General features: G+C 38.4%; 24 protein-coding genes and 1 pseudogene. 3 read left to right on the top strand and 22 right to left on the bottom strand.

What is annotated here, in order from left to right; genetic code table 11:
• Window positions 1-26 precede the first annotated feature (26 nt).
• The gene (gene rlmD, locus SP4011_RS01990; RefSeq protein ID WP_338619644.1) at window positions 27-1382 is read right to left on the bottom strand and encodes a 23S rRNA (uracil(1939)-C(5))-methyltransferase RlmD; all 1356 of its coding nucleotides are present in this window, start codon (window positions 1380-1382) and stop codon (window positions 27-29) included.
• Window positions 1383-1438: 56 nt separating this feature from the next.
• Here rlmD and SP4011_RS01985 point away from each other — a divergent pair, with 56 nt between their 5' ends.
• From SP4011_RS01985 to SP4011_RS01975, 3 genes are all read left to right on the top strand, one after another.
• Window positions 1439-2215 (top strand): phosphotransferase, encoded by a 777-nt coding sequence (locus tag SP4011_RS01985; protein WP_338620386.1) that lies wholly within the window; start codon window positions 1439-1441, stop codon window positions 2213-2215.
• Window positions 2216-2224: 9 nt separating this feature from the next.
• Complete coding sequence (gene recX / locus SP4011_RS01980) at window positions 2225-3001, top strand: recombination regulator RecX (RefSeq protein WP_173234923.1); 777 nt, start codon at window positions 2225-2227, stop codon at window positions 2999-3001.
• 88 nt (window positions 3002-3089) lie between these two features.
• Window positions 3090-3623, top strand: a complete 534-nt coding sequence (locus SP4011_RS01975) for a DUF402 domain-containing protein (RefSeq protein ID WP_000775321.1) — start codon at window positions 3090-3092, stop codon at window positions 3621-3623.
• Between the two features lie 223 nt (window positions 3624-3846).
• Here the strand turns inward: SP4011_RS01975 and SP4011_RS01970 are convergent, their stop codons facing one another.
• The 21 genes and pseudogenes from SP4011_RS01970 to SP4011_RS01870 form a co-directional block, all read right to left on the bottom strand.
• Entirely contained in the window at window positions 3847-4614 is a 768-nt protein-coding gene (locus tag SP4011_RS01970; protein ID WP_338619632.1) for an epoxyqueuosine reductase QueH, read from the bottom strand.
• Between the two features lie 137 nt (window positions 4615-4751).
• Window positions 4752-6374, bottom strand: a complete 1623-nt coding sequence (gene groL, locus SP4011_RS01965) for a chaperonin GroEL (protein ID WP_338619631.1) — start codon at window positions 6372-6374, stop codon at window positions 4752-4754.
• Window positions 6375-6389: 15 nt separating this feature from the next.
• The gene (gene groES, locus SP4011_RS01960) at window positions 6390-6674 is read right to left on the bottom strand and encodes a co-chaperone GroES (protein WP_338619629.1); all 285 of its coding nucleotides are present in this window, start codon (window positions 6672-6674) and stop codon (window positions 6390-6392) included.
• Window positions 6675-6973: 299 nt separating this feature from the next.
• A complete protein-coding gene (locus SP4011_RS01955; RefSeq protein ID WP_261039132.1) occupies window positions 6974-7777 on the bottom strand; it encodes a PTS system mannose/fructose/sorbose family transporter subunit IID in 804 nt (267 codons plus the stop codon).
• A gap of 30 nt (window positions 7778-7807) precedes the next feature.
• Window positions 7808-8650, bottom strand: coding sequence for a PTS sugar transporter subunit IIC (locus tag SP4011_RS01950; RefSeq protein ID WP_164226865.1), 843 nt, complete (start codon window positions 8648-8650; stop codon window positions 7808-7810).
• A gap of 23 nt (window positions 8651-8673) precedes the next feature.
• The gene (locus SP4011_RS01945) at window positions 8674-9168 is read right to left on the bottom strand and encodes a PTS sugar transporter subunit IIB (protein ID WP_338619626.1); all 495 of its coding nucleotides are present in this window, start codon (window positions 9166-9168) and stop codon (window positions 8674-8676) included.
• Between the two features lie 26 nt (window positions 9169-9194).
• Window positions 9195-9632, bottom strand: coding sequence for a PTS sugar transporter subunit IIA (locus SP4011_RS01940; RefSeq protein WP_020903145.1), 438 nt, complete (start codon window positions 9630-9632; stop codon window positions 9195-9197).
• A gap of 159 nt (window positions 9633-9791) precedes the next feature.
• Window positions 9792-11084 (bottom strand): ABC transporter substrate-binding protein, encoded by a 1293-nt coding sequence (locus tag SP4011_RS01935; protein ID WP_338619625.1) that lies wholly within the window; start codon window positions 11082-11084, stop codon window positions 9792-9794.
• Window positions 11081-11764 (bottom strand): response regulator transcription factor, encoded by a 684-nt coding sequence (locus SP4011_RS01930; RefSeq protein WP_078237995.1) that lies wholly within the window; start codon window positions 11762-11764, stop codon window positions 11081-11083. The genes SP4011_RS01935 and SP4011_RS01930 overlap by 4 nt, the downstream gene beginning before the upstream one ends.
• Complete coding sequence (locus tag SP4011_RS01925) at window positions 11739-13076, bottom strand: sensor histidine kinase (RefSeq protein ID WP_261030302.1); 1338 nt, start codon at window positions 13074-13076, stop codon at window positions 11739-11741. Before SP4011_RS01925 ends, SP4011_RS01930 begins: the two co-directional genes overlap by 26 nt.
• Window positions 13076-14041 (bottom strand): substrate-binding domain-containing protein, encoded by a 966-nt coding sequence (locus tag SP4011_RS01920; RefSeq protein ID WP_338619622.1) that lies wholly within the window; start codon window positions 14039-14041, stop codon window positions 13076-13078. The genes SP4011_RS01925 and SP4011_RS01920 overlap by 1 nt, the downstream gene beginning before the upstream one ends.
• Before the next feature lie 87 nt (window positions 14042-14128).
• On the bottom strand, window positions 14129-14524 hold the full coding sequence (locus SP4011_RS01915; protein WP_000282442.1) for a single-stranded DNA-binding protein: 396 nt from the start codon (window positions 14522-14524) through the stop codon (window positions 14129-14131).
• 77 nt (window positions 14525-14601) lie between these two features.
• Complete coding sequence (locus SP4011_RS01910; RefSeq protein WP_262081327.1) at window positions 14602-15363, bottom strand: SDR family NAD(P)-dependent oxidoreductase; 762 nt, start codon at window positions 15361-15363, stop codon at window positions 14602-14604.
• 41 nt (window positions 15364-15404) lie between these two features.
• Window positions 15405-16031 (bottom strand): YtpR family tRNA-binding protein, encoded by a 627-nt coding sequence (gene ytpR, locus SP4011_RS01905; protein WP_338619617.1) that lies wholly within the window; start codon window positions 16029-16031, stop codon window positions 15405-15407.
• Window positions 16032-16046: 15 nt separating this feature from the next.
• Window positions 16047-16364, bottom strand: coding sequence for a thioredoxin family protein (locus SP4011_RS01900; protein WP_261045465.1), 318 nt, complete (start codon window positions 16362-16364; stop codon window positions 16047-16049).
• Window positions 16361-16660 (bottom strand): DUF4651 domain-containing protein, encoded by a 300-nt coding sequence (locus SP4011_RS01895; protein ID WP_261045464.1) that lies wholly within the window; start codon window positions 16658-16660, stop codon window positions 16361-16363. Before SP4011_RS01895 ends, SP4011_RS01900 begins: the two co-directional genes overlap by 4 nt.
• 191 nt (window positions 16661-16851) lie before the next feature.
• Window positions 16852-17049: pseudogene (locus tag SP4011_RS01890) on the bottom strand (N-acetylmuramoyl-L-alanine amidase family protein); the annotation flags it as partial.
• 262 nt (window positions 17050-17311) lie between these two features.
• Window positions 17312-17815: a phosphatase PAP2 family protein gene (locus tag SP4011_RS01885; RefSeq protein WP_338619613.1), complete on the bottom strand. Its 504-nt coding sequence runs from the start codon at window positions 17813-17815 to the stop codon at window positions 17312-17314.
• Window positions 17816-17910: 95 nt separating this feature from the next.
• Window positions 17911-19671, bottom strand: a complete 1761-nt coding sequence (locus SP4011_RS01880) for an ABC transporter ATP-binding protein (RefSeq protein ID WP_338619612.1) — start codon at window positions 19669-19671, stop codon at window positions 17911-17913.
• Window positions 19661-21430, bottom strand: a complete 1770-nt coding sequence (locus tag SP4011_RS01875; RefSeq protein ID WP_338619611.1) for an ABC transporter ATP-binding protein — start codon at window positions 21428-21430, stop codon at window positions 19661-19663. The genes SP4011_RS01880 and SP4011_RS01875 overlap by 11 nt, the downstream gene beginning before the upstream one ends.
• Window positions 21405-21875, bottom strand: a complete 471-nt coding sequence (locus tag SP4011_RS01870) for a MarR family winged helix-turn-helix transcriptional regulator (RefSeq protein WP_338619609.1) — start codon at window positions 21873-21875, stop codon at window positions 21405-21407. The genes SP4011_RS01875 and SP4011_RS01870 overlap by 26 nt, the downstream gene beginning before the upstream one ends.
• Window positions 21876-21988: the final 113 nt, after the last annotated feature.

The following is a 21988-nucleotide window of genomic DNA, read 5'->3' as shown; positions in this document are numbered from 1 at the left end:
CTTTTTAAACTTTGTCAACACCTTTTTTAAAATTTTTTAATTAATTTTACAACAGCCTCAGTTCGAGCGGTATGTGGGAACATATCGACCGACTGAATATAATGGATATCGTAGACTTCTACTAACCTTACCAAATCCCTTGCCAAAGTTGAAACATTGCAAGAAATATAGACCATTTTTTCTGGTACATAGGTAAGAATTGTATCTAATAACTTGTCATCCAGACCTGTACGTGGTGGATCCACAATCAAAGCATCTGCTCGGTATCCTTCCTTGTACCAACGAGGAATAATCTCTTCTGCCGTTCCAGCTTCATAATGAGTATTGTCAAATCCCATTCTTTTAGCATTTCGCTTAGCATCTTCAATAGCTTCTGGAATAATATCCATACCTCTAAGTGTTTTAACTTTCTTTGCAAAGGCAAAACCAATCGTTCCAACTCCACAATAAGCGTCAATCAAATGGTCTTCTTTATTTACATCCAAGGCTTTTACTGCCTCGTTATAAAGAACTTCTGTTTGTTCAGGATTTAGTTGATAGAAAGCTCGAGGAGATAGTAAAAATTCATAATCGAGTACACCTTCTTGAATACTCTCTTGTCCCCAGATAATCTCTGTCTTTTCACCATAAATCTCACTGGTTTTAGCTGTATTTGTATTCACAGCTACTGTCACAACTTCTGGAAAATCTTTAACTAAGTCTTTCACTAGTTGGGTAAAATTAAGCTGACGATTTGTAACAATAATAATCTGAACCTGTCCAGTCTTTCTTGCTCGTCGAACCATTATAGTTCTAACACCTAGAACTTTTCTCTCATCCGTGATTGGAATTTGGTGAAAAGTAAGTAATTCCGCTAGACGATTAGCAATCACTTGGGTTTCCTTGTCTTGTACCAGGCAGTCTTTCAACTCTACTAAATAGTGAGAATTTTGTGCATATAAGCCCGCCTTGACCTGATTCTTAAATTTTCGAGTCTGAAATTGTAACTTAGCACGGTAATATTTTGGTTCCTGCATACCAATTGTCGGACGAATTTCATAGTTTTCATATCCTGTAGGAGCAAATTTTTTCAGCGCTTGATAAAGCAAGTCCGTCTTGAACTCCAGTTGCTTATCATAATGCAGGTGCATGATTTGGCAGCCTCCGCACTCATTGTAAATAGTACAAGCTGGCACAACTCGAAATTTAGACTTCTTGTTGACCTTCAGTAATTTTGCCTCAACAAAATTGCGTTTAATAGAAGTAATCTGACAATAGATATCTTCACCTTTGAGAGCTCCAGGTACAAAGACTAAAGTTTTTTGATAAAAGCCAATTCCTTCACCATTAATTCCCATGCGCTTGATTTTTAATGGTATTTTTTGTTTTATTTTTAGATTCATAGGTCTATTATACCATGGAGTTTCTAAGATATTTAAGAATATGTTACAATAAAAGCATGAATTCAAAAACACCTCGCTTTAGTATACTAGATTTCCCTGAACAATTACGAAGCTATATCAAGGGAGCTAATCTCTCTGATAGTTCTTCTCATTCAAGTGCAACTGTCCTATATATAGATTCAGGTTACTATTTAAAATTAGATCAAAAAGGCAGATTAGATCAAGAAGCTAAGATTGCAAGTTGGTTCGAAACTGAAGGATTGGGAACTCCAGTGATTACCTATTTATCAGCAAAAAAGGATTTCCTTCTGACCAAAGAAGCCATTGGCAGAAACGCTCTCGATTTTTTAAATCAACCCGAAAAACTCTGTCAAACCCTGGCTCAAGCATTAAACGAACTTCACAGTCTTAAACCACAATCTTTTCCGTCGGAAAATCATCTGAAGCGTTATAAAGAAAAAGCCTTAAAAAACTATCAGAAGGGGGCTTTTTATAACAAGACTCTTCTACCTCAATTTCATATTCACAGTCGTGAAGAAGCTTACCAACTGATACAAGAGAAAGATTACATTCTCAAAGCTGATGCTTTAATTCATGGAGATGCCTGCCTGCCAAATTTCATCTTGAAGGATGCCTCGCATTTTTCTTGCTTTATTGACTTGGGATTGGCTGGTTTTAGTGACCGACATATCGACCTCTTTTGGGCAATTTGGTCCCTTCATTACAACCTACAAGATGCTACGTATACTGAATTATTTCTCGACTATTACGGTAGAGAATATGTAGATATGGATAAACTCCGACTTGTTGCAGCTTTCGAAGCATTTAGATGAAAGGGAACTATGAAAATCACAAAACTTGAAAAGAAAAAAAGACTCTATCTGATGGAGCTTGATAATGGCGACAAATGCTATATCACCGAAGATACAATTGTTCGTTTTATGTTATCGAGAGATAAGGTGATAAGCGAAGAGGAATTGAAAGAGATTCAGGACTTTGCTCAATTTTCTTATGGTAAGAATCTGGCTCTCTACCATTTATCATTTAAAGCACGTACTGAAAAAGAGGTCAGAGAATATCTAAAAAAATACGATATTGATGCAAAAATAGTTTCTCAAATCATTGCTGCTCTTAAAGAAGAGAAGTGGACTAATGATGGCCAGTACGCTTATGCTATCATCAATGCCAATCAACTTTCAGGAGACAAGGGGCCTTATGTACTGACTCAGAAACTAGCTCAAAAAGGGATTTCAAAATCTACTATAGAAGAGAACTTGAAAGAATTTGATTTTTCGGAAGTTGCTCAACGTGTAGCTAATAAACTGTTGAAAAAATATGAAGGAAAACTTCCAGCTCGTGCCTTGCAAGATAAGATTATACAGAACTTGACCAACAAGGGGTTTTCCTACTCTGATGCTAAAATTGCCTTTGACCAGTTGGATAGTCAAGTCGACGAAGAAACGACTCAGGAACTCATCTTCAAGGAACTTGATAAGCAATATGCCAAGTATGCCCGAAAATATGAAGGATACGAACTTAAACAGCGTTTAACCCAAGTTTTAGCACGAAAAGGCTACGATTTTTCGGATATAGCAAGCGCTCTCAGAGAATATCTTTAATATTTTCATGTAAAATTCACAGATTTTAGGTAATTTTATGGTACAATAGTAAATGATAAACTTATAAATTGTAGAAAGTTGGTTAGTTATGAAGCTTCCAAAAGAAGGCGACTTTATTACAATTCAAAGTTATAAGCATGATGGGAGTCTCCACCGAACTTGGCGGGACACCATGGTACTAAAAACAACAGAAAACGCCATTATTGGTGTCAACGATCATACACTTGTTACCGAAAGTGATGGTCGTCGTTGGGTCACTCGAGAACCGGCTATTGTTTACTTTCATAAGAAATATTGGTTTAATATCATTGCCATGATTCGTGATAATGGAACTTCCTACTATTGCAATATGGCCAGCCCCTACTATCTGGATGAAGAAGCACTGAAGTATATTGATTACGATTTGGATGTTAAAATTTTTACAGATGGGGAAAAACGTCTCTTGGACGTTGAGGAGTATGAGCGTCACAAACGCAAAATGAATTATTCTGATGATTTGGACTATATTTTAAAAGAACATGTCAAAATTCTTGTTGATTGGATTAACAATGGACGTGGTCCTTTCTCAGAAGCCTATGTAAACATTTGGTACAAGCGCTATGTAGAACTAAAGAATCGGTAAAGTTGTCAAACTAGGGTGAAATCCCTGGTTTTTTATTTTAATACTCAATGAAAATCAAAGAGCAAACTAGAAAACTAGCCGCAGGTTGCTCAAAACACTGTTTTGAGGTTGTAGATAAGACTGACGAAGTCAGTCACATATATATACGGCAAGGCGACGTTGATGCGGTTTGCATTTGATTTTCGAAGAGTATAGAAACCCAGCTTTGCAGCTGGGCTTATCCTTATATATCTAATTTCGTAACAGTAAATTTGATGTGGGAATAGTCTTTTTCAACATCCTTATCCAGCAAGAAAGCTGTAGCATCTTTCTTAACCTGAACAAGGTCAATATTCTGAGCCTGTGCTGCATAGACACATCCACAATAACATTGACGATAAATGTCATACTCTTCACACATCTCTACTGAACGTTTGTAGCCTTGATTTTTCTTGAAATCGCTGGGAAGATAGTGGGTGGTGTAAATCTTTTGCACATCAATTCCGATGCTGTTGATGGTTTGAGAATTCTTATGAGGACTGATGGTCAAGGCTGAGCCAAAGTAGTCAAAGCCCAAATCCATAGCCACTTGCGCTGTCTTATCCAGTCGGTAGTCAAAGCAAACCTTACAACGATCGCCACCTTCAGGCTCTTCTTCCAAACCTCGAACCAGTTTACGATATTCGTTAGGTTCATAAGGAGCTTCTAGGTATTGAACGTTATTGCCAGTTCGCTCATTGAAATCACTGACAAATTTTTGGGTGACGTAAGCCCGCTTATGGTATTCTGCCTTGGGATGGATATTGGAATTAACAAAATAGATAGTCACATCTGCATACTTAGTCAAATATTCGAGGGTATAGGTACTGCAAGGGGCACAGCAAACATGCATGAGAATAGTTGGACGTTGCTCATTTTTCTCCCATACTTGTACCATTTTCTGCATGACACGGTCATAATTAATCTTCTGATTGGAGTTCATCTTGCTCAGAATTTCTTCTACATCGATCATGTTCTTCTCCTTTTTCTAATCTTATTTTATCATATAAGTTAGGAGAGCTCAAATCTATTTAGAAGTGAATAGCATAAAAAGGAGGAATAGGCATTCCCTCCTTTTATGTTTTTTATAAGTTGTTTTCTATAGAAAGCTTACATCATGCCACCCATCATGCTTGGATCCATTGCTGGAGCTGGGGCTGCTGGTTCTGGTTTATTGGCTACGACTGCTTCTGTTGTCAAAATCAAGCTGGCTACAGATGCTGCATTCTGTAGAGCTGAACGACTCACTTTAACTGGATCAATGATACCTTGATCAATCATGTTAACCCACTCGCCAGTTGCTGCGTTGAAGCCTGTACCAAGCTCAGCATTTTTCAAACGATCGATAACGATTGAACCTTCAAATCCTGCATTGTGGGCGATTTGACGAACAGGTTCTTCCAAAGCACGGAGAACAATATTGCGGCCCGTTGCTTCGTCTCCTGTCAATTCCAAGGCAGCAACAGCTGGAATGACATTGACAAGAGCTGTCCCACCACCAGCAACAATTCCTTCTTCCACGGCTGCACGAGTAGCGTTGAGGGCATCTTCAATGCGGAGTTTCATTTCTTTCAACTCAGTTTCAGTTGCAGCTCCGACCTTGATGACTGCTACACCACCTGACAATTTCGCCAAGCGTTCTTGCAATTTTTCACGGTCAAATTCAGAAGTTGTGGTTTCGATTTGAGACTTGATAACTGCAACACGGTGAGAAATCGCTTCAGGATTTCCAGCACCTTCTACGATAACAGTGCTATCTTTATCAACAGTTACTCTCACTGCTTGACCAAGTGCTTCAATTGTCGCATCTTTCAACTCAAGACCAAGGTCTTCTGTGATAACTGTTCCGCCTGTTAAGATGGCAATGTCTTCAAGCATGGCTTTGCGACGGTCACCAAAACCAGGTGCCTTAACTGCTACTACGTTGAAGGTTCCACGAATCTTGTTCAAAACAAGAGTTGGAAGAGCCTCACCATCTACATCATCCGCAATAATCAAGAGTGGACGATTGCTTTGGAGAATACTTTCTAGGAGTGGCAAGATTTCTTGGATATTTGAAATCTTCTTATCGGTAATCAAAATGTATGGATTTTCAAGGTCAGCTACCATTTTTTCGCTATCTGTCACCATGTACTGTGAAAGATAACCACGGTCGAACTGCATTCCTTCCACAACTTCAAGCTCTGTTTCCATACCACGTGACTCTTCGATTGTGATAACACCATCTTTACCAACTTTTTCCATGGCTTCAGAGATGTACTCACCAACTTTTTCAGAACGAGAAGATACGGCTGCAACCTGAGCGATAGCTTCTTTGTTGGCAACAGGGATGGCGTTGTTTTTCAAAGCTTCTACTGCTGCTGTAACTGCTGTTTCAATCCCACGACGAATTCCGATTGGATTGGCACCTGCTGTGACGTTTTTGATTCCTTCGCGGACAATTGCTTGGGTCAAGACTGTTGCAGTTGTCGTTCCGTCACCTGCGATATCGTTGGTTTTTGAAGCTACTTCTGAGACCAATTTGGCACCCATATTTTCAAAATGGTCTTCCAATTCGATTTCTTTGGCAATAGTTACACCGTCATTGGTGATGAGTGGTGAACCGAATGATTTTTCAAGAACGACATTACGACCTTTTGGTCCCAAGGTTACTTTAACAGTGTCTGCAAGGATATCGACACCACGGACCATAGCTGAACGGGCATCTGATGAAAATTTAATTTCTTTTGACATACTTACTTTCTCCTTCTATTCTTCAGTGATTGCCAAGATGTTCGCTTCGCCTACGATGATGTACTTTTCATCGCCATCTTTGACATCAAGACCTGCGTGAGCTTCAACTAAGACACGGTCTCCAACCTTGACACTTGGAGCCACCAAGTCACCGTTCAAGGTACGAACACCTTGTCCAGTAGCTACAACTTGGGCTGTTTTTGTTTTTTCTTGGGCTGAACCTGCAAGGACAAAGCCTCCAACAGTTTGTTCTTTTTCTTCTACTTTTAAGACAACACGGTCTCCTAATGGTTTCAACATCTGATTTCCTCCATAATGAGATAGATAGTATTAGCACTCTTTAGACCTGAGTGCTAAATCATAGTTCTATTGTATCACTTGGTCAGAAATAGTCAAGAAAAAAGTCTGACTTTCTGAGGATGAATATATAAATTTCTTTATCCTAATTTTGCACTTTAATAATGTAGAATTTTAACGAACATGATTTATGAAATTAGTATTTTCGTTAATTCTTTTATAAAAAATACCGAAACTCTAAATCCTTATATTACGTATATATAAAAAACAACGATTATAAACCGTTGCTTTTTTACATACTATTAATATTTCAATCCTGGATTGAAAAATCCTAAGGCTACTCCTACAAGTGCAATAACTACCAATAATAGCATCACCCAATTTGGAGAAACTTTCTTTTTAGCCATCAGCCACCAACATAGAACAATAAAACCTGCTGTTAAAAGACCTGGATAAACACCATCAATCTTTTCTTGTAAGTTTAAAAACGTTTCTCCATCTCCATTTTTCAGCTCTAGCGCCGTAGTGACAGATACCCAAGTTGCTGCAACAGCTCCTATGACCATACCACCAACAACACTAATTGCTTTTCTTAGCGCCTGACCTTTAGGACCTACTAAAAATTCTACTGCTTTATCTCCAAGTTCATATCCTTTAAAATAAGCAAAACGCATTCCAAGATAGACTAATAGATTCCATGCAATAATATAGAATATTGCACCAGAAATATTTCCTCCTTTAGAAAGACCTAGAGCTATCCCCAAAAGAACAGGAATTAATGTTCCTACAATAAGTGAATCTCCAATACCTGCAATAGGCCCCATTAGACCGGCTCGCATTCCATTGATGGTCTCACTATCTACGGCATCTCCATTTGCACGCGCTTCTTCCAAACCAGCTGTTATCCCAACTACTAGAGAACCCAGCTGCGGCTCAGTATTAAAGAATGCTGTGTATGTTTGCATAGCTTCTTTTTGTTCTTCCTTAGTATCATACATTTCTTCCACTATTGGAAGCATAGAAGTTAAATATCCAAAAGTTTGCATATGTTCTTGAGAAAAACATGTCAGATGTCCATAGAACCAGTGGTGAAATGATTTTGTCAATGTTTTTCTTGATATTTTTTTCGACTCATTCTAAATATCCTCCTCTTCATCAAATCCCATATCACTGACAACTGCTGTCGTACGGGCAGATTTAACAACTTCTAATTCATAATAAATTACTGCAAAAATTAATGACACAACACCACTTGCTACTAAGTTCAAGCCTAAAGATTTTGCTAACGTGAACCCGACAAAGAAAGGAATAAAGTCTGTTGTTTTTGTAACAATTTGTTTCAAAAGTATTGCAATACCCACACATGGAAGGAGTGCTCCTACAGTAAATAGAGACTTCATTACAAAACCATCCATCGGAAGATATACTTTCATAAGATCAACCATATCTGGTCCAAATTTTGTAATAATCATTGTTGGTAAGAAAGAAAAGATAAAATGTGAAATCCAAGGATATACCCAATCAACAGCATATAACTTCTTAAAATCACCTTTCTCTACAGCTTTCCATCCAATGTGTTGCCAAAGCAAGTTCATAGTAGCTGTACCATAGAATAAAACAGTTCCAATTGTTCCAACCGCGGCTCCAATTGGCGCTGCTGCTGCTGCAATCGCCACTTCACCTGAAATATTATTTGCATGAACAAATAGGATAGATAACGGAATTCCGATATAAGAAATTGCCCGTACATCGGCCGATACAGTTCCACCAGGTGTCACTAAGGCAATATATAATACCTGTAAAGCCACACCAACGATTACCCCTGTTGTTATATCTCCTAATATTAAACCTACAATTAAACCACCAACTAATGGACGCCCCAAAGTATAGTTACCAATACTGGATCCCCCCATACCTGGCATCGATGCTAAACTTGCAAACAATCCTAAAAGAGCTGCTTGAATCCAAGAAATTTCCATCATTTTGTCTCCTTATTTCATTATTAAAATCCAAATTTTGATTTAAAATCACTCCAATAGCCAATAGATACATCTGATAATAATTGGAATCTAACTTTATATCCTGCTTTTTCAATTGCTTCTAATGCAACTGCTTCCTCTTGAGTAATTGATTGATTATTTCCCAACTTGATAGCACCTGGTCTATCGTTAGCAGGTCCTACAATAATCTCTTTAACATCTCCTGGAATAAAGCCCTGGTCTACTAAAATTTCTTTCATATCAATTGGATTCTTAGTAATCAAAAAATATCTACTATCCGATTCTGTTACTTTAGATGATTTTTCTTCAAACGCTTCCTTTGTCCAAACAAATGTTTTTTTATCTGACGCACCTTTATATGCCTGAATTAAAACCTTATTAGATGCAGCAGCATCATTTACTGCAATTAATCCATCACATGGATGTTCTTTTGCCCATCTAGTGACTGTTTGTCCATGAATCATTCTATCGTCAATTCGTACAAATGTTACTACCATAATTTTTTATCCCTTTCCTTATATAACTAAATATCGTCTTCTTCATTAAGATTATCATCCGATCCGACTTCAAATTCCTGTAGAGCTGAGGATGATTCGTTTAATATCGTAGAAACAAGTTCACTTCCGGTCAGAATGTCTTTCATCACCACTGCTGTAAGTGCCATTGTTAAGTTCATACCTCCCAAAATAGTTGCATTCTCTAATTTTCCAAATTCTTCTAATACTGTTGCAACAGTTGTTAAAGGACTTCCCCCAACAATATCTGCTAAAACAAGAACCGAATCATTTTCATCCAGAGACGCAATAACATTCTTGACCTCTACAGAAAAACCTGCAAGACTTTCTCCATCTTTTAAGCCAATCGCTATGACATCATCTACCTTATCCGAAGCAAACATAGAAAGAGATGATTTCAATCCCTCTGCGAGCCCTCCATGACTGACTAATATCAAATACTTCATATTTCCCTCCTTTTATTGATTTTATTCTATCATCCTTATCTTCACTTTATAATTGTTAAATGTCACAAAAGTTTATTGATAAATGTCAATAAAAAAATGACAAATGTCAATAAAGACATCTGCCATGTTCGTATTATTTAAGAGTAATAATCTTGATATCTATTTAAGGGTTCCTATATCTAGTTCTTTTTGTAACTTAATAAGACTACCTTCAATATCCGTGTTATTTTCATCCATAGATAATGCTTCTAATCTTTCTTCTGTTCCAACTAATGATTTTGAATCTATCCCTTTTGAAATAGTTGTAATTGAATTTTTCATTATATAATCCAGTGAAGTAGTCGTTAAGGCATTTTGACCAATCATTCCTTTCTTCATCAACTCTTCACTTTTCAAACTAGTTACTACCTCTGGTAATACTGAGCTTCCTTGACCCTTATTAAATAAATTTTGTTGAATTTCACGATTAATTGTTAAAAATTCTATAAACGATACGGCAAGGTTTGAATTGCGAGCACGCGAAGAAACCACGTATAAGGAAGTATCTGTTACAGTCGAACGAATGTCTTCCTTAGTCGTTGGCAACGAAATACATGTCCAGTTAAAATTTGTATATTTGGCCACATGATAAGGAAAAGGTTTATATGTACGATATTGTGCCAAACTCATTGGATAAAAGGCCACATGTCCTTCATCAAAATCTTTATAGGTTACTTTGTAGCGTCCGTTTAATTGATTCAATCCCCTTATATAGGATAAAGCATCCTTCATTTCTGACGAATCTATACGAGGAATCCCACTCTCAGAAATAGTAACTCCAAAGGCTGCTAGAGATTCTTTCCAACTATATCCTGTTATCCCAAATTGATCAACGATTCCATCTCCATCGGTATCTTTTGTAACTTTTTTACTAATCTCATAGAGATCTTTCTGTGTCCACCCTACTTTAGGAATTTCAATCCCCTCTTTTAAAAGTAAATCTTGATTTACACACATCAACATGGGATTGCTTTCATATGGAAGACCGTATAAATCATCTCCGTATTTTGCTGCCTGCAAAGATACATCATAGAAATTAGAGGCATCTTCTTGAGACAGATAGGAATTTAGGTTTTTTAAAATACCTTTTGATGCAAATAAAGATAATTGGTCGCTTGATAATAGAAAGACATCTGGTTCAGAACCTTTTAAAATTTGACTTGAAATCCAATTAGAATACTCCTCCTTGGGAATACCTGAATCATATACAATCCTAACTCCTGGATGAAGCTCTTCAAATTTCTTAATAGCCTCATCTAGTACATAGCTGTTATTCCCTGTAGGAATTCCCCAACTAGAATCAGAATAAAAACCCAGTCTAATAATCTTTATCTGCTTGTTTTCCCAAATAAGGAATAAACTCAAACAACTTAGCACAAACAGTATCGCTAGAAACAATTGCTTTACTTTCATTTATCAATTTCCTTCGAAAAATTCTTTTGTGTCACACCTGTTTGTACAGCCCATATGGCTAACTGTGTCCTATCTCTCAAATTTAGTTTTGAAAGAATGATAGAAAGGTAATTGCGCACTGTTCCCTCGGATAAAAAAAGATTACTGGCAATTTCCTTATTTGATTCTCCAAATGCCACTTGCTGAATAATTTTCCATTCTGTCAGTGATATATTTTCAATATTCTCTTCCTTCACAGTAATAGAAAAATTGGTCTGTGCCATCTGCGAGAACAATTGAAATACCTTACTGGCTATATTAGGATTAATCATAGCTCCACCTTTATACACTGTCTGAATGGCTTGATATAACTCGTCTGTTGAAACTCCTTTTAATAAATAGCCAGATGCACCATATTTTAAAGCACTAAAAATGAATTCGTCGTCATCAAATGTTGTTAAGATTATAATTTTTATATTTGGAAAACGTTTTTTGATTTCTTTTGTAGCCAATACTCCGTCCATTCTGGGCATTCTAATATCCATTAAAATTATATCCGGTTTTACAGCCATAATGTTATCCATAGCTTCGATACCATCACCAACAACAGATACAACATCAATATCAGCATATACTGATAAAATAATCTGCAAGGACTCTCTAATTAACGCCTGATCATCTGCAATCATTACCTTTATCATATACTTCACCTCCTATTTTTGGAAAAATTATTTTAGTGTAAAATCCTTCCCTATTTTCAAAATGAATAGAACCACCTAAAATAGAAACTCGCTCTCTCATTTGTTTCAAGCCATACCCAATTTGTAAGTCGTCAAAACCTATTCCATTATCTTGCAAAACTATTATGTTGTTATCCTCACTCATAAAGTGAATGCTCATTTTACTAGCATGTCCGTGACGAACAGAATTTGTCATAGATTCTTGTATAATCCTAAAAATAGTATCTTCCTGCATAACATCTAAATCAATATTCCCCCATTCATATTTTAGATCGACAGAGAGTTTTGATAGAGACTCATACTCACTAATCATTAATATTAGAGCATCTTTTAAACCATTATTTTGCAAAGCTCCTGGTCTCAGTCTCTGTAATGATCCCCTAACATCTTTTATCCCCTCTCTAACTGCATTTGAAACATTTTTCAACTGTTCTTTAGCACGGATAGGATGAACATCAATTAATACAGAAACAGCATCAATCCCTGCTGAAATTCCTGTCAACGCATGACCTAAAGTATCATGAATTTCCCGAGCAATTCTTTTCCTTTCTCGATCTTCAGCGATTTTCTCTGATAACGATATGTAATGATTCAATTCAGTGTTGACTCTAGATAACATTTTAAGCTCTTCCTCAATATTATGATGTTCTTTAATCACGTATAGGATATAAGACAATAAAGAGATGATGAAAATAATAACATTTAATGATGTCAATGCATTTTCTAAAAATAACACTATACCTCGTATGGAAGATGGATAAAATTGGATATAGGTAGCTAGAGATGGAACTTTTATAAATAGAGACAATATTTCATAGTCGGTTAAAAGTAATATTAAAAAACTCAAGAAAATAAAAATAATCCAAGAACGTTTACTATCAGAGTCTTGAAACTCTCTTGAACTATAGAATATATCAGCAAAAACTAATAATATTATTCCATTGTATGACAGATTTTGTGACCATATAACACCGATCATTAATACTATTTCAAACAAATTCCATTTTGAAAAAATTGGCCACTTTTTCTCAGTTGAATACATTTTATAGGTAGATATAAAAATAATACCGACAAAAAAAATAATTGAATACCAAAAAATCTGGTCAGGTGATTTTGAAATATTGTTTAATTCTCCCAATAAGAGTATCATCTGTCCCTTTGAAATTACATAGTTTGTAATCTGTATATACAAAGCTCCATTGTATATAATGGTTAGAAAATTAATTAACAAAAGCAAAATTATAGAGTACTGGACACCTTTTACCTGTTTCATTACTGCCACCCATTAATATCAAACTGAATTATATTATTTTTATCAACAAATTGTACAGGTATAGTATATAATTCTTCAACTTCTTCTTTTTTTACTAATAAATCTATTGTTTCCGATACTTTTCTACCCATATGAGATGGAAATTGAGCAACCGTTCCCGTACCTTCATCTGTTGTAGCTAATAAATGCTTCATATCTGGTGAACCATCTATTCCGTAAATAAGTTTTTTTGAAGTTACTTTCAATTCTTTAATTGCTGCTAAAGCTCCTATAGCTGCTCTATCATTTAAAGCCACTATAGCATCAAATTGTAAACCTCCAGATAACGCATCACCTACAGTAGTCATAGCATACTCTGTTTGACCAACCGTTTCTCTTTCTGAGATAATTTGATAATGTTCTTCTGATTTTATTGTATCCAAAAAACCAGTTATTCTCTGATTAGCTGATAAAGCATCTTTGTGCGTTAACAAAAGAATATGAGCATTTGAGGTACGTTTCATCAAATCCTTGGCAATTAATATCCCAGCATGGTAATTATCAGAAACTATGCTCGTATCAACTTTTATATTATTCAACTGACTATCTACTGCTATAACTCTAATTCCAAAATTCTTTGCCCTACTTAACGCTTCTACAATTTGCTCGCTATCACTCTTAACCGGATTAATAACAATAACATTCACTCGCTTCTCTATAAACTCATCAATTTGTTTACTCTGTTTTTCTTCACTCATCTCTGCATCCCGAGTATACAATATCTGACCTTCTGAATCAGAATAGCGTTGAATCTCATTATGTAAATGTCTATAAAATTCACTATTCATCGTCATATAAGTCGCTCCAACTTTTATTTGTCCCGGAATAGGATCTGTCTGACTCACATGAGTATAAATCGCAAAAACAAATACGACTACTGTACAAAATATAATTTTGACGATTGTTCTTGTATATTCTCTACTCATTCCAACCTCCAAAAAGTTTCAACTAGTTCATTGTAACACATTTAGACAGTATAAAAAAGCCTGAGAGCAACTCAGACTTTTCAATGTTTAAAATGGCAATTCTTCCTCTTCCAAAACCAAATCTGCCAAATCCTGCCCAGCGTTATTTTCTCGCATAGCACGTTGGGCACGACTTTCCAAGAGTTGGAATCCTGTGACGAGGACTTCGGTCACATAATTCATTTGACCATTTTTCTCAAAACGACGGGTACGCAATTCCCCATCAACGGAAATAAGACTACCTTTGGTTGCGTAGCTTGCCAAAGTTTCTGCTAGTCTGCCCCATAGGACCATATTGACAAAATCAGCTTCACGTTCGCCATTTTGGTCTTTGTATCGACGATTCACAGCGATAGTTGCACGCGCTACTGACTTGTCATTGTTGGTTTTATGCAATTCTGGTGTAGACGTTAAACGTCCAATCAAGATAACTTTATTATACATATTTTCTTCCTCCTACTTATCTATTCGTAGGAAATCAAAAAAAGTTACAGAAATTTGTAACTTTTCGAGAAAATTTTTTATTTTTTATGAACCATGAAACCTGTCGCCTGTTGATTGGCCATAATGGTCATATCTGTAATCTGCACACGGCGAGGTTGACTGGTCACATAGATCACTGTGCCTGCGATGTCTGGTGCCTGCAAGGCTTCGATTCCTTGATAAACCGTCGCAGCCCGCTCTTTATCACCATGAAAACGTACTGTAGAAAAATCTGTTTCGACAATTCCAGGCTGAATGGTTGTAACCTTGATATCCGTTGCGATGGTATCAATTCGCAGTCCATCCGAAAAGGTCTTAACTGCTGCCTTGGTGGCCGAATAAACTGCTGCACCTGCATAGGCATAAATTCCTGCGGTTGAGCCCATATTGATGATATGTCCTTGATTGGCTTTTACCATTACTGGCAAGAAACAGCGAGTGACTGCCATCAAACCTTTGACATTGGTATCCAACATAGTTAACATATCCAGCTCTTCATAATCCTGATAGGGTGCTAAACCTAGAGCCAGACCGGCATTGTTGACCAGAATATCAATCTTCCCTATCGTTTCTAGAATACTGGAGCAAACAGTCTTCACCATAGTCATATCCGTGACATCTAGTGGAAAGGTCCAGACGGTTTGATTTGGAAAGACTTCTGCAAACTCCGACTTAAGAGCTTCTAGTCTATCTATCCGTCGTCCTGTTAGAACGACATTCTCACCCTGCTCCAGATAAGCACGCGCAATCGCTTCACCAATTCCTGATGTCGCTCCTGTAATCACAACATTTTTTGCCATCTTATTTCCTTCTAGCTGGTCTATCAGATACTGACAAGTTCCTAAGCAGTCCAGTGTTTAGCTGGATCAAATGGAGTTCCAACAACTTGGTCTTCTGATAATTCAATAATACCACGTTTTTGCGGAGCATTTGGCAAATGCAATTCACGAGGGCTACACATCATGCCAAAACTCTTTTCACCACGAAGCTCGCCTGGGAAAATGAGATTGCCTTTTGGCATCATAGCTCCAGGAAGAGCTACAATGGTTTTCAATCCAAGACGCGCATTGGGAGCCCCTGCAACGATTTGCACTGTCTTGTCACTCGCGACTGCAACTTGGCAGATGTTAAGGTGGTCACTATCAGGATGGGCTACCATCTCGACAATTTCACCAACAACAAACTTAGGTTCCTTGTCATTGACAATTTCTTCTTTAAAACCTTCCGCCTGCAATTCTTGGTTCAAACGAGCTACTTGTTCATCAGACAAAAAGACTTGACCGCTCTCTGCAATTTCAAACAAACTTGAAACTTCAAAAATATTCCAGGCCACTGTTTCTTCATTATCTTTAAGGAAAACACGAGCCACCTTGCCTTTGCGTTCCACATCTAGTTTGGCATCTCCGCTGTTTTTCACGATGACCATAAGGACATCACCGACATGTTCTTTGTTATATGTAAAAATCATTGTTTCTATTTTCTCCTATTTCAGTCCTGCTAAAAAGTCGTTAATTTGTTGCTTACTTTTACGGTCGCGATTAACAAAACGACCGATTTCCTTGTCCTTTTCTAGAACAACAAGGCTAGGGATTCCATATACATCCCAGAGTTTGGCCAAATCCATATACTGGTCTCGGTCCACTCGAATAAAGGTGAACTCTGGATTGGTCTCCTCAATCTCTGGCAAGGAAGGATAGATATAACGACAATCGCCACACCAGTCTGCTACAAAAAGAAAGACCTTCTTGCCATCTTTTTCCACTAAAGATGCTAATTCTTCTAAACTTGTTGGTTGTATCATAAGACTTCCTCCTCATAGACTAGGTCTTCATTTTCATAGACAAAGGTATAATGACGGCCATCCTCAAAAACGACACCACCAACCAAGCTCTCTAGACTGCTTTCATAAACTTGAACATAGAGGGTCGCAATTTCCCCCATGTCGGAAAAATGGTCTCGCACAATCGCTGTCAACTCTTCCTGAGTCTTCATGAGCTTATGGTCATCTGCAACTTTTTTCGTAGCAAGGGCAAGGCTCCCAATACCAAGCAGAGCCAGACCTGCCATCCACATTTTTTTAGCTTTCATACCATTCATTTTAACACAAAAAAGGCTTTAGGACAAATGAGGAAGCAGCAGAAAAGCAAGTAAAAAGCCTCTTCCTTTAAGGAAAAGGACTTCTTATACTAGAGCAAACTAGGAAGCTAGCCGCAGGTTGCTCAAAGCACTGCTTTGAGGTTGTAGATGACGCTGACGTGGTTTGAAGAGATTTTCGAAGAGTATTATTCTTATTGCCAGGCGCCTGAGTTACCAACGTAGTAACCATCTGGTGTGTAGGTATTACGAAGCATCTTACCTGATGAAGCCAGATAATACCACTTGCCATTGTCTTTGACCCAATCATTCGCTAGCATGGAACCAGAAGAACTTACATAATACCATTCTCCCTTGTCATAAACCCAAGCGCTTGCTTTCATAGCTCCTGAGCAATTAGAGGCCAAAAAAACTGTCCAATATCATTCATTTTTTTAAAACATTTGACACTACATCATCCACGCTGTAGGACATAGATACATCACTTGATGACAATTTCAGTTTCCTCTAAATTGCTGTCAATTTCGATTCGTAACTTCATTCCATCTCCTTTCTGACTCTACTATATCAAAGCTAAAATAAGAAAACAAGAGCAAAGAAGCAAGTGGTTACTTTAGACCAGTAAGTGGTTGTAGGACCCCCTTAACTTACAGGTCAAAATAGAAAGAAAATCACACCCCACACAAGACCACAAATATAACCAACTACTACATCCTTGGGATAATGCACGCCACCTGAGACTCGCACAAGGCCGAGGAGGGCTGACAAGACCAACAAGATAATCCCTACAGATAAACTAGCATGCAAGCAAGCCATAGAGATAACGGTTGCTGAAAAGACATGACGACTGGGCAGAGACTGACCAGGACTATCTCTGTCAAGCAAGGGTTTAATATCCCATTCCTCATAAGGCCTAGGGGCATTGATTTTCTTACGAAGAAAGGACAAAATCACAAAACCTGATGCAGGAATAAACAAATAGATTCCGACCTGTTTCCCAAGTCCTTCTTGGAGATAGGTAGTAGTTAACAAGATTAAATAAACTATAGGCATAACTACTGTCATGAAGCGATTGAAAGCTCTCAGCAATCTCAGAAAGATAGGCTTATTTTCAATATTAGCAGCAATATGGTCACACCATTCTTGATAATTTTTCATATATTTTCTCATTACTTACTCAAATTTTGCTTGCAGGGAAACACTTATCTTCTAGTATAGTGCAGAAAAAGAAGGCCGTCAAGCCTTCTTTGGATTTATTCTTCTGCTTCGTCTTCTGTAAACTGACTGTTATAGAGGTCAGCGTAGAAACCAGCTTGCGCCATCAGCTCATCATGATTTCCTTGCTCGATGATATTGCCATCTTTCATGACGAGAATAAGATCAGCATTTCGGATAGTTGACAAGCGGTGGGCGATGACAAAGGAAGTTCTTCCCTCCATCAAACGGTCCATGGCTTTCTGAATCAATTCCTCCGTCCGTGTATCAACAGAAGAGGTCGCCTCATCTAAAATCAAGAGCGGTGCATCTTTCAACAAAGCACGAGCGATAGTCAAGAGTTGTTTTTGCCCGACAGACAAGGTCACCGTGTCGTCCAAGACGGTATCGTAACCATCTGGTAGGGTCATGATAAAGTGGTGAATCCCTACAGCCTTGCTGGCTTCAATCACGCGCTCATCACTAATCCCCTCTTGGTTATAGATGAGATTATCTCGGATAGTACCTTCAAAGAGCCAAGTATCCTGCAGGACCATTGAAAAGGCATCATGTACTTCCGAACGCTTCATCTCCTTGGTATCCACGCCATCGATGCGGATACTTCCCTTATCAATCTCATAGAACTTCATCAAAAGATTAACAATAGTTGTCTTACCAGCCCCGGTCGGTCCAACAATGGCAACCTTTTGACCTGCATGAGCTATCGCAGAAAAGTCATGGATAATGGTTCGCTCTGGTGTGTAGCCAAAGGAAACTCGATCAAAGACCACTTGACCTTTCATATCGCTCAATTGTCTTTCTTTATGGGATTCATCTTCCATTTCCTCTTCAGCTAGAAATTCGAAGACACGCCCCATGGCTGCGCTAGCCTGCTGCAAACTAGTAATCCCTTGAGCAATTTGAGAAAGGGGCTGAGAAAAGATACGAACGTAGGCCATAAAGGCAACGATAATCCCGATACTGATGTGCCCATTCAGAGCCAAGGCTGCACCAACAATAATCACTAAGGCATAACTAAAGTTCCCAATAAACATCATAATCGGCATCATAATCCCTGAAATAAATTGAGATTTCCAGATACTATCATACAGACGATTGTTTAATTTCGCAAACTCTTCTTTCGTGCTCTCGATAGCATTGTAACTGGTCACCACATTATGGCCAGAGTACATTTCCTCCACATAGCCATTGACAGCTGCCAAATCTTGCTGCTGACTCTTAAAGAAGCCCTGTGATTTGCCCATAAAGACGGACACGAAAACAAAACCGATAAGAGTTGACACAACCGTCACCAAGGCTAAAATCCAGTTCATCCCAAACATGGTTACCAAGACTGCTAAGACCAATAAACTAGATGAAAGAACTGTTCCCAGACTTTGATTAAGGGACTGGGCTGCAGTGTCAACGTCATTGGTTACACGAGACAAGGTATCTCCTTGAGAATGGCCATCAAAATATCCCAATGGTAGGCGATTGATTTTCTCTGCAATGGCTGTTCTTAAACGCTCTGAAAAACGTTGAATAGCTGTTGTAAACAGAAAGGCCTGTAAATAATTTGATAGAAGTCCAATCACATAAATCACGGCCAAAAAACCACCAATAGCTGCAACCGCCGCGACATCTACACTGGTTCCCAGACCACTGGCAATGATATTGGTCATTTCCTTGATACGGGTTGGACCATATACAGTAATGATATTGGATACGATTGTTGCTAGAAAGGCAATTAGAAGGGCAAACTGGAGACCTGCAAGATAGGGTTTACTCTGTTTCCAAAGAGTCATTTTCTTATTTTCCATGTTCCAATTCCTCCTTCGATAGTTGTGAATAGGCAATTTCTTGGTAAACTTCGTTATTAGCTAGAAGTTCCTTGTGGGTGCCTTGTCCCACGACTTTTCCTTGATCCAAGACCAAAATCAAATCAGCATCCATAATCGTTGAAATACGCTGTGCGACGATAAGCTTGGTCATAGACTTGGTTTTCTCTGCTAGCTCTTGGCGTAGGACACGGTCTGTCTTGTAGTCCAAGGCTGAGAAGGAGTCATCAAAGATGAGGATTTCTGGCTTCCGAGCCAAGGCACGCGCAATGGCCAGACGTTGTCTTTGACCACCTGAGAAGTTGGTTCCTCCTTGGGCCACTTCTGACACTAAGCCCGCTTCCTTGTCTTCGATAAAGTTCTTAGACTGGGCCAATTCCAAGGCTTGCCACATAGCTTGCTCACTAAGCGGTGTTTCTTGACTCTGTCCAAAATCTAAATTGTCCTTGACATCACCTGAAAAGAGAACCGCTTTCTGAGGAATATAACCAACCTTGTTGCGCAAATCCTCTAAGGCATAGCCTTGAACATTGACACCGTCCACCAGAATTTCTCCTGCTGACACATCGTAGAAACGTGGAATCAGATTGACCAGAGTTGATTTACCAGAACCTGTTGACCCAATAAAGGCAACTGTTTGACCAGCGTCTGCTCTAAAGCTAACATTCTCAATAACCGCCTCCGAATTTGCCGCATAGCGGAAGGTCACATCCTTAAATTCAACCTGACCTTTGAGGTTTTCATCAGCCAGCTGCACTTGAGCAGGATTTTGGATAGAAGAATGCAAATCTAAAACCTGATTGATCCGCTTAGCAGAGACCATAGTTCGGGGAAGAACGATGAAGAGTGCTCCCATGAGAAGGAAGCCCATGACAACCTGCATGGCATAAGACATGAAAACAATCATGTCACTAAAGAGAGGCAGACGCGCTATCGGAGCAGCGTCGTTAATCACATAGGCCCCAATCCAGTAAATCGCCACACTCAAACCACTTGAAATCCCCATCATGATAGGGTTCAAAATAGCCATAAGACGGTTGACAAACAAATTCAAGCGTGTCAATTCATCATTTGCTGCTGCAAATTTTTCATTTTGGTATTCTTCAGCATTGTAGGCACGAACGACACGAATACCTGTTAAACTTTCACGAGTGATACTGTTCAGTTTATCTGTCAGCCCCTGAATCAAGGACTGTTTTGGAAAGGCTAGCGTCATCAAAACAGTCGTCATCAGGACGTTGACAATCACTGCCACAAGTACCGCCCAGAGCCAGTATTCTGAATGACCTAAAATCTTCCCAATAGCCCAGATAGCCATAATTGGACCACGCGTTACCACTTGCAAGCCCATGGTAATCAACATTTGAACTTGAGTAATATCATTGGTGGTACGAGTTAAAAGACTGGGAATAGAGAATTTCTTAATCTCTGTCTGCGAGTAGTCTAAAACTCGGTTAAAAATATCACTTCTCAGCCTACTAGTATAAGAAGCCGCCACTCGGGATGCAAAAAATCCAACTGCAACTACGGACAAGAAGGCAAGAAAGGACATTCCCACCATCATGCTTGCCGGCTGCCACAACTCATCTAAATTAGTTCCTTGACTTCCCAGCAAATCCGTAATTTTCGAGATATAGGTCGGCACTTCCAACTCTAGATAGACCGAAAAGCAGGTAAAGAGAATGGCTAATAAAATCATCCCCCATTCTTTCCTACTAATTCGTTTGGCTAATTTCTTCATTCTCTCCTCCTATTCCCTCGATATTTGCCTGTAGTTGACCGAGAACTTTCTCAAAAATCAGTAATTCATCTTCATCAATGTCTTCCATCAACTGCTTGTCTATTCGTTCAAAAAAAGCCTTAACCTGTTGCATCTGAGAACGTGCTTTGTCCGTCAAACGAACAAATTTTGCCCGCTTATCGCTAGGACTCGCCTCCAATTCCACCAAACCATTTTGCACCATACGCTTGACCAAATTACTAGCAACAGACTTGGTAATATTGAGTTCCTGCTCGATATTTTTAATCAAAACCAAGTCTTGGTTTTTCTCACGATTATCCAAAAAACGCACAACCTGACCTTGAGGTCCACCCATAAATTCAATACCACAACGTTTGGCTTCCTTTTGCACCATGAGATGAATCTGATGACCAAAACGCTTAAAGACTAACATCGGCTTATCCATACTAACTCCTTTCTAACCATCACATTTAGTTCTCCTAGGAACTAAATAAGTTTCCGTGAGAACTATTTTACCACTTTGAAAAAAGATGTCAAGAAAAAGTTTCCTAGAGAACT

The organism is Streptococcus parapneumoniae (genome assembly GCF_037076355.1).
GTDB classification, from domain to species: Bacteria; Bacillota; Bacilli; order Lactobacillales; family Streptococcaceae; genus Streptococcus; species Streptococcus parapneumoniae.
Note: the sequence above shows the minus strand (reverse complement) of the source record. Positions and strands in the feature narration are given on the sequence as shown.

Coding starts and splice junctions, on each gene's coding strand:
- SP4011_RS01875 (WP_338619611.1), bottom strand. CDS start 21,430: ATGAAGAAATTAGCCAAACGAATTAGTAGGAAAGAATGGGGGATGATT.
- SP4011_RS01945 (WP_338619626.1), bottom strand. CDS start 9,168: ATGGTAGTAACATTTGTACGAATTGACGATAGAATGATTCATGGACAA.
- SP4011_RS01895 (WP_261045464.1), bottom strand. CDS start 16,660: ATGAATGGTATGAAAGCTAAAAAAATGTGGATGGCAGGTCTGGCTCTG.
- recX (WP_173234923.1), top strand. CDS start 2,225: ATGAAAATCACAAAACTTGAAAAGAAAAAAAGACTCTATCTGATGGAG.
- SP4011_RS01935 (WP_338619625.1), bottom strand. CDS start 11,084: ATGAAAGTAAAGCAATTGTTTCTAGCGATACTGTTTGTGCTAAGTTGT.
- groES (WP_338619629.1), bottom strand. CDS start 6,674: ATGTTGAAACCATTAGGAGACCGTGTTGTCTTAAAAGTAGAAGAAAAA.
- SP4011_RS01910 (WP_262081327.1), bottom strand. CDS start 15,363: ATGGCAAAAAATGTTGTGATTACAGGAGCGACATCAGGAATTGGTGAA.
- SP4011_RS01950 (WP_164226865.1), bottom strand. CDS start 8,650: ATGGAAATTTCTTGGATTCAAGCAGCTCTTTTAGGATTGTTTGCAAGT.
- SP4011_RS01885 (WP_338619613.1), bottom strand. CDS start 17,815: ATGAAAAATTATCAAGAATGGTGTGACCATATTGCTGCTAATATTGAA.
- SP4011_RS01920 (WP_338619622.1), bottom strand. CDS start 14,041: ATGAGTAGAGAATATACAAGAACAATCGTCAAAATTATATTTTGTACA.
- SP4011_RS01915 (WP_000282442.1), bottom strand. CDS start 14,524: ATGTATAATAAAGTTATCTTGATTGGACGTTTAACGTCTACACCAGAA.
- SP4011_RS01870 (WP_338619609.1), bottom strand. CDS start 21,875: ATGGATAAGCCGATGTTAGTCTTTAAGCGTTTTGGTCATCAGATTCAT.
- SP4011_RS01985 (WP_338620386.1), top strand. CDS start 1,439: ATGAATTCAAAAACACCTCGCTTTAGTATACTAGATTTCCCTGAACAA.
- SP4011_RS01925 (WP_261030302.1), bottom strand. CDS start 13,076: ATGAAACAGGTAAAAGGTGTCCAGTACTCTATAATTTTGCTTTTGTTA.
- SP4011_RS01940 (WP_020903145.1), bottom strand. CDS start 9,632: ATGAAGTATTTGATATTAGTCAGTCATGGAGGGCTCGCAGAGGGATTG.
- SP4011_RS01880 (WP_338619612.1), bottom strand. CDS start 19,671: ATGGAAAATAAGAAAATGACTCTTTGGAAACAGAGTAAACCCTATCTT.
- rlmD (WP_338619644.1), bottom strand. CDS start 1,382: ATGAATCTAAAAATAAAACAAAAAATACCATTAAAAATCAAGCGCATG.
- SP4011_RS01970 (WP_338619632.1), bottom strand. CDS start 4,614: ATGATCGATGTAGAAGAAATTCTGAGCAAGATGAACTCCAATCAGAAG.
- SP4011_RS01900 (WP_261045465.1), bottom strand. CDS start 16,364: ATGATACAACCAACAAGTTTAGAAGAATTAGCATCTTTAGTGGAAAAA.
- SP4011_RS01975 (WP_000775321.1), top strand. CDS start 3,090: ATGAAGCTTCCAAAAGAAGGCGACTTTATTACAATTCAAAGTTATAAG.
- ytpR (WP_338619617.1), bottom strand. CDS start 16,031: ATGATTTTTACATATAACAAAGAACATGTCGGTGATGTCCTTATGGTC.
- groL (WP_338619631.1), bottom strand. CDS start 6,374: ATGTCAAAAGAAATTAAATTTTCATCAGATGCCCGTTCAGCTATGGTC.
- SP4011_RS01930 (WP_078237995.1), bottom strand. CDS start 11,764: ATGATAAAGGTAATGATTGCAGATGATCAGGCGTTAATTAGAGAGTCC.